The following is a 13,268-nucleotide window of genomic DNA, read 5'->3' as shown; positions in this document are numbered from 1 at the left end:
CAACAAGGTACAAGGATTCCTAATATTGGAAACGAAAAAAGCAAATTAGAACTGAAAGTAAATGAACGGAACGGAATTTTCTGGTGTAGCTAAATTTAAGACAAGAAAGAGAATCGGATACAGGGCAAACTCCAAACTGGCGGGGATTTGTTTGCCTTTTCCCTTTTCGAAGATAAAATACCCAATGATATGGCCCAAATACAAAAAGCCAATGATCCAAAGGAAATCCTTCCACATATAAGGCCGAATTTGCCCGGCTTGAAAAGTAAAAATACCCTGGATATGGATCCAAGCATTTTCCCAACTGAGTGACCGAAAAAAAACTGCCCCCAAAAAGAAAATGGAGCTATTCAGAATATTCTGAAAGAGCCAAAGGGGAACCCTAAACCAATTTTTAGTTTCTGACTCACCTTTTTTGTCAGGAAACCATTCTTTCCAGATTTCCTCCAAAACATAAAAAACACCGTTAAGAGAACCCCAAAATACAAAGGTCCACTGTGCCCCGTGCCAAACCCCACTCACAAACATGGTAAACCAAAGGTTAAATTTACGTCTTACGGAAGTTACACGACTGCCACCCATAGGAATATAAATATAATCCCTTAACCAAGAGTTTAAGGTCATATGCCAACGACGCCAAAATCCAGAGACAGACGTTGCCAAAAAAGGTAAATTGAAGTTAGTTGGAAGTTTGTAACCAAGTAACATGGCACTTCCAATGGCCATATCAGAATACCCACTAAAATCCAAATAAACTTGAATCCCACCGAGGGCTGCAGCAATTAACAAAGCATAGGCGTGATGGCCGGCCGGGTCTGCATAAATTGTGTCGATGGTAGGTGCTACCATATCAGACAAAACAGCTTTTTTAAAATACCCCAACATAAAAAATCGAATGGCCACTCGAAATTCGATGTCTTCCAACTTTTTGGGAGTGTACAACTGAGGCATAAAGGTTCGCGCTGTTACAATTGGACCGGCAACCAACTGTGGGAAAAAACTTACAAACAACGCAAAACGAATGAAATCTTTTTCAGCGGGTATCTCTTTTCTGTACACATCAATGGTGTAAGACAAAGACTGGAATGTAAAAAAGGAAATTCCTGCAGGCAAAATGATGTTTAAAACAGGCATTGCATCACCACCAAACACCGGATTGGTGACCGCATTGATCGATGTAACAACAAAATTGTAATACTTAAAAAATCCTAATATAAAAACTAAGTTTGTAATCAAACTAAAAAGTAAAAGATAATATCTTACTTTTTCTCTAGATTCGGAGGCAAGCCTTAGTCCTACGTAGTAATCAATGGCTGTGGAAAGTAAAATGAGAGCACCAAATCGGTAATCCCAAGACATGTAAAAAAAATAACTACTTACGAGTAGGAAAACATGCAAGATTCGCGTTTCTTTCGTATGATTCGAAAAAATAGAAGGGAATACGTACCATACCGTAAAGAAAACGAAGAGAAAGAAGACAAAGTATTCAAAATCAGAAAAGATCAATGGGATTTGCCTTCTATTCCGACCAGGGTCTTTGAAAAAATATGTCTGTCAATCATTTCGACTTGCAGACTTTCCAAGAATATTTTAGGATTGGTGCCTAGTTCTTTAATTAGAAACTATGAGGTTACGATGAAAAAAATATTAAAAGCTACCGTTGTAGGGCTTTTGTCCTTCGGTCTATTGTCGAATTGTTTTGGAAAATTTGGAGCAGTAAAGGCAGTTTATTCTTTCAATGGAAATATCCAAATTGGAAGTGGAAAAGTTGCAGGATTCTTTCGTTCCCTTCTTATGATTTTCCCCCTTTATTTTGCATACGGAATTGGAAGTTTCTTAGACATCGTAGTGTTCAACTTAATTGAATTCTGGACTGATAAAAACCCAATTGCTATGGCTGAGTATGACTTTGATGGAAAGTTAGTCAAAGAATACAATCATGAAGGTCAAACCATCACTCTTACTTACACTGAATGGGGAAAAGTTTTAAAAATGGAAGCTCCAGGACAAAAAGGAATGGAAGCAATTTATTTCTTAAAAGATCGACCTGAAAAAGCATTCCGCCAAGTAAACGGAAAGTATGTAGAAATCATCCAAACAAGTGGACCAATCCTACCTCCTGCTGGCGTAAAACATATCTAAACTTACCGATTGCCCCTAATTTTAGGGGCAATCTCTGACCGATACTTAAAGTATGAATCGTTTGTATTTTGTTTCCTGCCTGTTACTTTTCACAATCGGATGCCAAACACCGCAACAGGTAATCACTCCTACCTTCCCTAAACATACGGAACAAATCAATCTCAACCGAATCAAAATGATTACTAAATCGGAAGCCCTTCCTTCCGAATCCAAAGACACAAAAAAAACTTTGGCACAAGAACCTGGTGTCAGCATCGAATATTCAGAGAACAAAATTCCTTTTATTCAATTGGATTTATTTTTTGAAGATGCAGGGATCAGCATCATTGAAGAAATCATTGCAGGTACGATTTTAGAACATCATATCATTGTCAGAAACCAAAAGGGCGAGGTCATCGCCAAACAACCGGTAAACTTCCAAGCGTATGAAATTTTGGAAACAAAAACGGAAGTGATGAGAAACAAAGTGATTGTTGGTGAATCGAAAAAACCCGTTAAAGTCAACAGTACAACTCCTGAAACAAAAATTTCAAGAGAAGCCATCGAAAGGCAATACACGGACCGTGATACAGTCCCACAAGTTTTGGAAATTAAGGAAGATAAAATTCCAACCCTCGGCGAATACATTAATATCTATTTAGAACTTACTTATGTTAATCCACAACTGGAACCTAATTGCGAATCTTACCTTGGAAATTGTAATGGTGCCAAACAAAAATTTTTTGAAGATGTCACAGGCAGGAACCGCAGAGAATTAGATATTTTAAAAAATCGATATGTGGAAGGGGAAGTTGCACAGTTTCCCAGCTTAACAGAAAAAGAACAGGTAGACTTCAAAGCAAATATCAAATCTAAAATAGATAATTTAAATGGAGTGTTTGGACCTAAACATGGATTCACAAAATTTATGTTTAGGGAATGGAACTTAGTTTCTTCTCCTCAATACTTTCGCATCTTAGCAATCAATAAAAACGGGAAACAAACTTTGTTAGAAGAGCGAGTTGAAGATAAAAAACAAACCGATGATTCAGCAGATAGATCAAAAGCAGATGGAAATGATTCGATATTTGACTCTCCCACTCATACAAAACACAAAAAAAGAACCATTCCAACGCCCTAAGAAACTAACAGACAAAAACGGGTGAAGGGAAAATCCGACACCCGAAAAAAACATCAAGCAACCTTTGTTCCCTTTTTTTGCATACTATCAAACCGGACAGTGGAAGCAGTGACTTTCACCTTTGATCTGCTTTCCCCTTCAGGGTTTTTCCAACGGTTTTGTTTTAGGTTTCCCATTACCGTCACCTTACTCCCTTTTTTGAGGTATTCCACGCAGTTTTCTCCCAGTTTTTCCCAAGCCTCCACTTCAAAGTAAGAAACATCTTCCTTATCCTTTCCTTCTTGGTTGTTGGATGTATGGTTCACAGCAACAGTGAAATTTGCCAAAGACTTCCCTCCCGCAATGCTTTTTTCTTCTGGATCTGCGGTTAAATTTCCGTCCAGAATGACGTACGATAGATTTTTCATTTGAGTATCCCTTAATTCAATTTTGATGGCCACAAAAAGTTTGGTTCGTTTTTGAATCGGTTGGTTAAAAAAAAATACCATTGAAACTAAATTTCTAAAATACCTGTTCGTGTTTACAATTCGGATAGACAATCCAAAGGAAGTGAAAAGAATTTTCCTGTGGGACTTCCCGATTCCGAGATACTACACTTAGTAACTTCTATTAGCCGAGAATTGGTTTGTTTACATGAATCAGACGGAACCTATCTTTATGTAAGTCCTAACTCTGAAAAAATCATCGGATACAAACCTGAGGAACTCATTGGAAAAAACCCCTATGATTATTTTCATCCTGACGAAAAAAGACTCATCCAAGAAAGGTCACATCAACCTCTTCTCCGTGGTGATGAAAATATTCATACTACGTTTAGATTTTTACATAAAAACGGTAACTATATCTGGTTACAGTCTGACAATCGTTTAACGATACATCCCACTACTGGAAAAAAATACCTTCATACTTCCTCGCGTGATATTTCAGAAAAAATTGATACCGAAGCAAACTTAGCACTTTCCGAACGAAGATTTCATACCTTATTTCATGACTCACCAATAGGACTTGTACAAACTGGAAAACATGGATATATTGATGAAGTTAATGATGCCTTTGCCAACTTTTTAGGTTATCAAAGTTTTGAAATCATTGGAAAACATTTTTCTGAAATTAGTGCCGACGAAGAACTCGAAGAAAATTTAAAATATCGAGATGAAGTTCAAAAAGGAATCATCGATAACTATTCGATTGAAAAACAATACCTACACAAATCAGGAAAAAAAGTTTGGGCCTATATCACAGTCACTGTCCTACGCGATGAAATGGGACACCCGATCCACTATCTTGCACAAATTGTTGATATCAATGAAAGGAAAAAAACCGAAAAACTACTGCTTGAAAATAATGATCAATTGCGTGCCATTACCAATTCACTTTTAACCCAAAACAAACAACTTCAAGCATACAACCAAATCATCTCTCACCATTTACGTGCACCCGTCAGTAATTTAAGAAGCCTTCTTGATTTGATGAAAATGACTGACAATTTAGAAGAAATTAGAGAATTTGAAAATCATCTGGAATCGGTAACAGAAAACTTAGAAACAGTTCTTTCCGAACTCATCTCCACTTTAAGAATTCAAAATCCAGACAATTACAAACCAGAACCAGTCAAAATCAGCCAATCTTTTTTGAATGTAACCGAACTTTTAAAAGGAGAACTAAAGGATAAAGATGTGGAAATCCAGGCGGATTTTTCAGGTGGGGATACCATTTATTTCTCCAAAGAGTACCTAGATACGATTTTCCTACATTTACTGAATAACTCGATCCGTTACTCCCATCCCGACAGAAAGTTAAGGATTTCCGTAGAATCCTTTTCCATTGGGACACAAACCGCCATTTCTTTTTCCGATAACGGAACGGGGATCGATTTAGAGCGTTATGGTGATCAAATTTTTCAGTTAAAGAAAACTTTTCATCGTCATATCAGTGGTAAAGGGCTCGGGTTGTTTTTGATTAAATACAAAATTGAATCTATCGGTGGTAAAATTGAGGTCCGTTCCAAACCAGGAGAGGGAGCCACTTTCCTTATGTACTTTCCCGATGGGAGAGAAACCCTATGAGATCTCCCAAAATTTGTGTGATTGATGATGATAAAATATATCAGTTCACTACCAAAAAAATCATCTCCAATGCCGGGATCAAAGAAGAAGTTCTCATGTTTTCTGACGCAGAAAACGCCTTGGATTTTTTTCACAAAGAAATTCAAAACAAAGACCAACTTCCTGATATCATTTTTTTAGATATCAATATGCCATTTATGGATGGTTGGCAATTTTTAGAAGCCTTTGGAGAAATTTTTCCCCAGTTTCCAAAAACCATTGAAGTGTTTTTAGTGAGTTCCTCTGTTGATGAAGCCGATACAGATCGAGCCGCAAAAATTCCAATCATCTCTGGATATATCTTCAAACCTTTTACGAAGGAAAAACTTTTGGATTCTTTGTCCCACTTCCAATCTTAGCTTGTCATCTTTTTGCTTTTGATGTAGAAATGGACGCACCCTATATGGACCAGATACTTACTTGGATTGAAACCCATCCCCTATCTTCGACACTGATTGGATTGTTGGCCTTCCTTGTGATCGTCTTTTTAAGAGACATCACACAAAAAAAGCACACAATTCAGAGAAACTTTCCTATTGTCGGCCGCCTCCGTTATTTTTTAGAAATGATCGGTCCAGAACTCAGACAATACTGGGTAGCTCACGATAAAGAAGAACGTCCTTTTGACAGAACAGAAAGAAGTTGGATTTATGCCACAGCCAAAGGACAAAACAATAACTTTGGATTTGGAACCACAGAGATCCAATACGAACCTGGATATCCTATCATCAAACATAAAGCGTTTCCCTATCCAGAATCAAAAGCTTATATTCATAACAATGACGTTAGTTGTATTCCTTGTTTAAAAGTGATAGGTCCTAAACGTAAGTTTCCCTATAGGCCATATTCTATTATCAATATTTCCGCAATGTCTTTTGGTTCTCTTGGAAAAAATGCGATTATGGCATTGAATAGAGGGGCAAGAGATTCCGGCGCCTATCATAACACAGGTGAAGGTGGCTTAAGCCAATATCATAGGGAAGGTGCTGATATGGTTTGGCAAATTGGAACCGGTTACTTTGGTGCTAGAGACAAATCAGGAAAATTTAGTTTAGATGTTTTGAAAGAGAAAGTGGGAATGAACCCTTGTATCAAAATGATCGAAATCAAATTATCCCAAGGCGCCAAACCAGGGAAAGGTGGAATCCTTCCGGCAAAAAAAGTCAATGCTGAGATTGCTGCGATCCGTCATGTCGAAGAAGGAAAAGATTGTATCTCACCAAACTCGCATAGTGAGTTTACGAATGTAAAAGAATTGATTCAATTCATTGAAAAAATTGCAACAGGAACAGGACTTCCTGTAGGTATCAAAAGTGCCGTTGGAGAAATTGAATTTTGGGAAGAGCTCGCTCGTGAAATGAAAGAGAGTTCGACAGGACCTGATTTTATTACAATCGATGGAGGAGAAGGTGGAACAGGGGCCGCTCCTCTCACCTATGCGGATCATGTTTCCTTACCGTTTAAAATAGGATTCCAAAGAGTGTATACTCTCTTCCAAAATACGGGTTTGTCCGAACAAATTGTTTGGATTGGATCGGGAAAACTGGGTTTTCCTGACCGGGCCGTGGTTGCGATTGCTATGGGATGTGACCTCATCAATGTGGCAAGAGAAGCCATGTTATCCATCGGTTGCATCCAAGCACAAAAATGCCATACGGACCATTGTCCTGCTGGTGTTGCCACACAGAACTGGTGGTTACAAAGAGGAGTTGATCCTGAAATTAAAGGAAAACGTGCAGCAAAATACATCCAAGGATTTCGCAAAGAACTACTTAGTTTAGCTCATTCCTGTGGATACGAACATCCGGGACAGTTCACTGGCCAAGATATAGAAATCAGTATGGGAATGAATCGTTACCAAACTTTAGAAGGATTACTCGGTTACAAACGAGATGAAGTGAAATTTACCAAACTTCAAGACTATACTGTATTTCCGAAACGACAAGCCTAAATGAAAAAACTCCTTTTTGTTGTTATCTTACTACTCTTTAGTTGCCTTTCCGAAGAGAGGAATGTAAAAGCAGAAGCACAAAAAGGTTTTTTAAATCTAAGCCAACATTCCTTTGTTAAAGAACCATTTGTAGCCTTAAATGGAGAATGGAAATTTTTTTGGAATACTGCTCCTTCGCAAATCAAAGAAACCGATTCCGATTTATTTCTTAACCTTCCTAAACATTGGAATGGATTTGCAATGAATTATGGTCCTTTGAGTGGGATTGGACATGCCAGTTTTAGGCTCAAACTAAAACTAAATGACAACCTCCAAGAAACGATGGCCTTAACTGTCCATGAACAGGACACTTCGTACGCCATATATGTTAACGGTAAATATTTGGGTGGGGCTGGAAAACCAGGATCAAACCAAAATGAATTCATTCCAGAAGTAAAATCAACAATCGTTGTATTACCGCAAACTTCAGAAATCACAATAGACCTTTACATAGCCAATTATGTTCATAGAAAGGGAGGAATTTGGAATGATGTAGTTATTTCCACTTACAATAAGGCGGAGAGTCGACTCACCAAACGTAAGATCAACGAAACAATGTTGTCTTCAATCCTTTCCTTTGTAGGAATTTTCTTTTTAGTAATGTATTTTTACAATCGAGATGGAAAACATACCATTGGAATCTTTTTATTTGCTGCTGCCGTTCTTCTAAGAACTATTTCGACCGGAGAAAGGATTTTAATAGAATTTTTTGATGTTCCTTATTGGATTTTACTAAGATTAGAATATCTTTCTTGGTTCTGGTCCGCACCTTTACTTTATCATTATTTTTATACGATTTTTCCCGAAGATTTTTCAAAAAAAGTGGGAACCTTCTTTTATACACTTTCTTCGGTCTTAACGTTAGGACTTTTATTACCTCCGATTTATTTTACAGAGACAGCTTCCATTTATCCGATTGCTTTTGTAGCGAATGGAATGATCATCTTAGTGTATTTGTATCGTGCATACATGAAAAAACGCATGCAATCAAGACCTCTCTTATTCGGAATGCTTTTGGTTCTGATCGCTGCCACTAATGATGTGTTACATGCAGAGTCTTACATTCACACTATGTACGTTGCTCCTGCAAGTGTTGTAATATTTGTTTTTTTACAAGTTATTACTTTTGGACGAATGGTTCGCCAAAGTATGACAAAAACCTTAGAATTTGCGCAGGAACAAAAACAACTCAGTAGTTCTTTTAGCAGGTTCGTACCCACAGAATTTTTATACCACTTAGGAAAATCTGACATACGTTATGTGGATTTAGGAGACCAAGTACAAAAGCGAATGACAATATTATTTGCTGATATCAGGTCATTTACAGAATTTTCAGAAACACTGACACCAAAACAAAACTTTGATTTTTTAAACAGTTATCTGCAAAGAGTAGGCCCTATCATTCGACATAACAATGGATTCATAGATAAATTTATTGGTGATGCAGTGATGGCCTTATTTCCCTATGATATCAATGATGCTGTAAAAGCAGCTGTTGAAATGCAAGATGCCATTCGTATTTATAACGGACATAGGGCCAATTGTGGATACATTCCCATCGAAGTAGGAATTGGAATCCATACAGGAAACCTCACCTTAGGGATATTAGGTGAACATAAAAGAATGGAAGGTACTGTGATTTCCGATGCAGTAAACCTTGCCTCTCGTATCGAAGGAATCACAAAACTATTTTCTGCCCGCATTGTTATCAGCGCTGATACCTTCATTGAAGCTTCTGAAGGATTGGGATATCATTACCGGTTGCTTGACCGTGTGGCAATCAAAGGAAAAACAAATTCCGTATTTGTTGTGGAAGTATTAGATGGTTACGATCCAGAAAAAGCAGCAAGACTCATTGCAATAAAAGACGATTACACTTTAGCATTAGATTCATTCCGAAGGGAAGATTATGAGGAAGCGATTGACGGATTTTCAAAATTATTAGATAAAAACCCCGACGATTCTGTTTCCAGGTTGTTTTTAGACCGTTGCCACGAAGCGAAAGAAAAAACCAAAATGGAATTTGGAAGTTAATTTTTTCTGTTTTTAAAATAATAACCAATTCCCAAAACCAAACCAAAACCTAAAACACCGAGTGCTAAATAGGGTTTAGAAACAAAAACAGAACCGCAGGCAACAATTCCTAATACCAGTGCCAATCCTGGTAAAATCGGATACAATGGCGCTTTGTAAGGTCTTGGCATTTGGGGTTCTTTTTTTCTCAAAACAAAATAAGATACTAAACTCAAAAGATACATTCCACAAGCACCGAGTGCTGAAATAGTGATTAATTCTGCTGTATCCAAAAAACACATACACAAAATTCCCAGTGCGCCGCCACTAAGAACTGCATTTTGAGGAACAAGAGAACCATAACTTAGTTTCGACAAATATGTTGGTAAATACCCTTCTTTGGCCATTGCGTAAATCAATCGCGAGTTTCCAAGGATGATTCCAAAAAGGGAAGCCACAAGACCAAACAAACCTATAAAGGTAAATAAAAAAGGCCAAATTACTTCCGTCCCATATAACTTTTGCAATACGTAAGATAATGGATAATCTAAAACAGAAATTTCTTTGGTATCCACAACAGAGGCTGTAAAAACAAAAATGAGTCCCGCCAAACATAATAAGGTAAAAATACCTGCCGTATATCCAATGGGTATATCACGAGCAGGATTACGAACTTCTTCGGAGGCCAGGGCCACTCCTTCTACAGCCAGAAAAAACCAAATGGCAAAAGGTATCGAAAGAAAAACTGATGACCAAGATATAGAACTGACTAAAGGAAATTTAGGAATTCGGTCAAAAGAAACATGAGGCCAAAGGAAAACCAAATATAACAAAAGACCAAATACAGCAACTATGGTAACCAAAAGTTCAAAACGTGCCGTTTGTTTGATCCCCGTTAGATTGATCAAAAGTAACAAACAAAACATAACAATACCGGCACCAAAAGCTGGTATCACTGGAAAAAGAAAATGGATGTATCCACCTAACGCAGAAGCTATGGCGGGTGGTGCTAATAAAAACTCTACTAATACTAAATAACCAGTGAAAAGTCCAAACAAATCACCAAGTGCTCTTTTAGCATAAGCAGAAGGACCCCCAGACTGAGGAATACTGGCAGCAAGTTCAGTAAAACAAAGCGCAAATAGAACGTAAAAAGTAGCAATCCAAACAACTGCAAAACTAAATTCCCAAAAACTTGCATGAGACCAACCAAAATTCCAACCAAAATAGTCACCAGAAATAACAAGACCCACAGCTATGCCCCATAAATGAACAGAACGTAGAACTTTATGCATTTTTTGCTCTTCTTTCATGTTACCTCTTTGTAAGAAAAAACGATTCTTGGCTAAAACTACTAAAAATTGCAAATTTAATGCCATAGACAACTTAGGAAATAATTTTCTAACCCAGTTTAACGAGTGTAATTTTTTTTTACCGAGGGAAATATGTTTGGCGGTCACCACCTAATCAATCTCTGAATGCCTGTCAATTCCTGGAGTATTTCCAGAAAATGATAAATTAGGTATTGCAAATGATTCTAAATTCTATTATTATAGGGAAAATACTAGTATAGGCTTCCATATGCGAAACATAAAACTGTTCATCATCGTCTTTCTTTCTTTTTTCATTTTTCCTTTAAGTGCAGTACAAACCATCCTTCTCAAACAAGGTAAATCAATCAAAGGGATTGTCACCAATCAAAATGTGGATAGTGTCGAAGTAGACACACAAAACGGAAAACACATGGTCATTTCCAAAAAAACCGTTTTAAAAATCATTTATAAAGACATTGCCGAATCAGAAGAAGAAATCATACGGAAAGAAGAAGAAGAAAAACGAAAGATCGAAAAAGAGAAGGCCATCGCCGCCAAACAAGAGGAAATTCGAAAAAGAAGGGAAGAATTATCAAAACAAGAATCAGAAAGAAAAGCCGCTGAAGGTGGAGAAGTAGTTACCCATAGCCTTCGCGATTCTTTTGTATTAGGTTCCGTGGCGGATGGAAATATGGTCACCCTTGCCCCTGAATCAGCGAAATGCCAAGCTTTCCAATCCTATCCAGAATACTTTTGGTTGTTTGGAGCCCTCCGTTTCAAAGAACCTAATTGGGATGTATTACTTCCTAAAGACAATCGTCCTGTACGCATCAAACAAACTTCCACTTGGACTGATATGGCTTTTACCTTACTCGGTGGATTTTTGGTTACTGTCACTCGCAAGACCATTATCGTTGATGTTTGTGAAGGGAATGGATATCGTATGGTTTCAGATTCCGAAATCAAACGAATCAAAGATGAAGCTGTGGAACAAATTAGAACTGAACAAGAAATAAAAGAAGCAGAAGAAAAATACGAGTTAGAACAATTAGAAAAAGATTTAGAAGTGCTAAAGAAAAGAAAATAGAGGAATCAAAAGATGAAACATATGCTTACAAAACCAATTTTAATATGCTTCGTCTTTTTAATTTCTATGACGAACTGTTACTTCAATCCTTTTGTTTTTGATTTACTCAATCCAGAAAAAACAAAAGATAATTCTTCTGTACTAGGAATGATTGCAGGTCTTACCAACCAAACAGGGACGGTTCGAATCTCCGGACAACTGAAAAGAGAAGGGGCAGCCTTATCCAATGTGCAAATCTCATTACAAAATGTTTCCCCTTCTTTAAAAAGCCTAACTAACTCTACCACCACAAATATTTATGGAAGATTTCTTTTAGATTCACCAACGGGCATTGTCTCTTTACAATTTTCTGACAATGGAACAATTGTGAATTTCCAATTAAATGTTTCAAAAACTTCAGTGACTCTTGTCTCTATTGACAAAACCAATTACCAAGTTCAGAGTTTCGAAGTTTATGAATTGGGAGTAGAACCACCCGTATACTTGGAACTAATCACTTCCATGCCTTATGACGGGTTATACATTGACGAATTTAATTTTAACAATACGATTGCTGGTGGATCGATGTTTATGTTTTCGGAAAATTTGGAAGTGCCAGCGGAAGGAGCAAAATTTGGTTGGGCCGCGGATAATTTCATCGTTTCTCCAGCGGTGTATTTATTGAATGTAAATGTGACACCTTATTATGTCCAATTGATATTGGATAACTCTACAATTCAACCATTGACAACTTATACTGTTACTTTGAATCCTGGAATTAAATCAGAAACGGGAAAATTTTTAAAACCAACTACTTTCCAATTTAAAGTAGGTACGTTAAAAGCACTTTAGATTGGATCAGGTAATGAAGGGGATGTTTGTAATACTTTGATTCTCCGTTTCAATGGAAATTCTGTAGGATCGAAGCCTTAGACTCTTTCTTCTAAAACGTAGTTTCCTTATTTTAAAACAATCATCCTAACCTTGGGAGCCTATTTTTATGAAGCGAAATCCTAGATTACCAATTTCACTCTATCTATTGTGCGTATGGATGTTACTTGGAAATTGTTATTTTAATCCTGCGGTGCAATTGGTTGTAAACCCAGAAGTAAAAGAAGAAGGTAGTGCTGTAAGTGCAGGCCTGCTAGCAGCTCTGGGTGCAACACCTTCACCCTATTTTTCTTTAGTAAGTTCTATACCAGCAGATGGTGAAGATATTACACCTCCCTTAACTACCTACTCTTTTACATTCTCAGAAGAAATAGAAATTAATGTGTCCGATCCCACGACTTGGATTAACGAAAATATAATTCTGACAGAAACCATCAACTTCTTTCCAGTAGTAAACTTTGCAAATAGAAAATTTGAGCTTTCTGCTGACCCTGCTTTAGACAATTTACTCACATACACTATTGCATTCGGAGCAGGAATCAAAGCAAAAACGGGAAAAACTTTGTCTCCCAATACTAAAGTTACTTTTACCTGTTCTGGATGTATGCCTCTGTAAAATACGATGTTT

At 37.3% G+C, this 13,268-nt stretch carries 12 protein-coding genes; 9 read left to right on the top strand and 3 right to left on the bottom strand.

Features of this window, described 5'->3' with window-relative positions; translation table 11 throughout:
• Positions 1–45: 45 nt before the first annotated feature.
• On the bottom strand, positions 46–1,506 hold the full coding sequence (locus EHR07_RS13800) for an MBOAT family O-acyltransferase (RefSeq protein WP_135745599.1): 1,461 nt from the start codon (positions 1,504–1,506) through the stop codon (positions 46–48).
• A gap of 129 nt (positions 1,507–1,635) precedes the next feature.
• Between EHR07_RS13800 and EHR07_RS13795 the strand changes: the two genes are divergently transcribed.
• Positions 1,636–2,142, top strand: coding sequence for a DUF3332 family protein (locus EHR07_RS13795; RefSeq protein ID WP_135745598.1), 507 nt, complete (start codon positions 1,636–1,638; stop codon positions 2,140–2,142).
• Positions 2,143–2,194: 52 nt separating this feature from the next.
• Complete coding sequence (locus EHR07_RS13790) at positions 2,195–3,262, top strand: hypothetical protein (protein WP_135745597.1); 1,068 nt, start codon at positions 2,195–2,197, stop codon at positions 3,260–3,262.
• A 53-nt stretch (positions 3,263–3,315) separates the two neighbouring features.
• On the opposite strand, the gene EHR07_RS13785 is transcribed toward EHR07_RS13790, so the two are convergent.
• Complete coding sequence (locus EHR07_RS13785; protein ID WP_135746299.1) at positions 3,316–3,669, bottom strand: single-stranded DNA-binding protein; 354 nt, start codon at positions 3,667–3,669, stop codon at positions 3,316–3,318.
• A 159-nt stretch (positions 3,670–3,828) separates the two neighbouring features.
• Here EHR07_RS13785 and EHR07_RS13780 point away from each other — a divergent pair, with 159 nt between their 5' ends.
• Genes EHR07_RS13780 through EHR07_RS13765 form a run of 4 tightly spaced genes read left to right on the top strand, consistent with a single transcriptional unit; the run spans position 3,829 to position 9,391 of the window.
• Positions 3,829–5,328, top strand: a complete 1,500-nt coding sequence (locus tag EHR07_RS13780) for a sensor histidine kinase (protein WP_208739796.1) — start codon at positions 3,829–3,831, stop codon at positions 5,326–5,328.
• The gene (locus EHR07_RS13775) at positions 5,325–5,726 is read left to right on the top strand and encodes a response regulator (RefSeq protein WP_135745595.1); all 402 of its coding nucleotides are present in this window, start codon (positions 5,325–5,327) and stop codon (positions 5,724–5,726) included. The genes EHR07_RS13780 and EHR07_RS13775 overlap by 4 nt, the downstream gene beginning before the upstream one ends.
• A gap of 29 nt (positions 5,727–5,755) precedes the next feature.
• Positions 5,756–7,318 (top strand): FMN-binding glutamate synthase family protein, encoded by a 1,563-nt coding sequence (locus EHR07_RS13770; RefSeq protein WP_135745594.1) that lies wholly within the window; start codon positions 5,756–5,758, stop codon positions 7,316–7,318.
• On the top strand, positions 7,319–9,391 hold the full coding sequence (locus EHR07_RS13765) for an adenylate/guanylate cyclase domain-containing protein (RefSeq protein WP_135745593.1): 2,073 nt from the start codon (positions 7,319–7,321) through the stop codon (positions 9,389–9,391).
• On the opposite strand, the gene eat is transcribed toward EHR07_RS13765, so the two are convergent.
• Positions 9,388–10,683: an ethanolamine permease gene (gene eat / locus EHR07_RS13760; RefSeq protein ID WP_135745592.1), complete on the bottom strand. Its 1,296-nt coding sequence runs from the start codon at positions 10,681–10,683 to the stop codon at positions 9,388–9,390. The genes EHR07_RS13765 and eat overlap by 4 nt on opposite strands.
• A 268-nt stretch (positions 10,684–10,951) precedes the next feature.
• Between eat and EHR07_RS13755 the strand changes: the two genes are divergently transcribed.
• From EHR07_RS13755 to EHR07_RS13745, 3 genes are all read left to right on the top strand, one after another.
• The gene (locus EHR07_RS13755; RefSeq protein WP_135745591.1) at positions 10,952–11,770 is read left to right on the top strand and encodes an LA_0442/LA_0875 N-terminal domain-containing protein; all 819 of its coding nucleotides are present in this window, start codon (positions 10,952–10,954) and stop codon (positions 11,768–11,770) included.
• A 12-nt stretch (positions 11,771–11,782) separates the two neighbouring features.
• The gene (locus EHR07_RS13750) at positions 11,783–12,601 is read left to right on the top strand and encodes a hypothetical protein (RefSeq protein ID WP_135745590.1); all 819 of its coding nucleotides are present in this window, start codon (positions 11,783–11,785) and stop codon (positions 12,599–12,601) included.
• Between the two features lie 148 nt (positions 12,602–12,749).
• On the top strand, positions 12,750–13,256 hold the full coding sequence (locus EHR07_RS13745) for an Ig-like domain-containing domain (protein WP_135745589.1): 507 nt from the start codon (positions 12,750–12,752) through the stop codon (positions 13,254–13,256).
• Positions 13,257–13,268: the final 12 nt, after the last annotated feature.

The organism is Leptospira bandrabouensis, assembly GCF_004770905.1.
GTDB lineage: Bacteria > Spirochaetota > Leptospiria > Leptospirales > Leptospiraceae > Leptospira_A > Leptospira_A bandrabouensis.
Note: the sequence above shows the minus strand (reverse complement) of the source record. Positions and strands in the feature narration are given on the sequence as shown.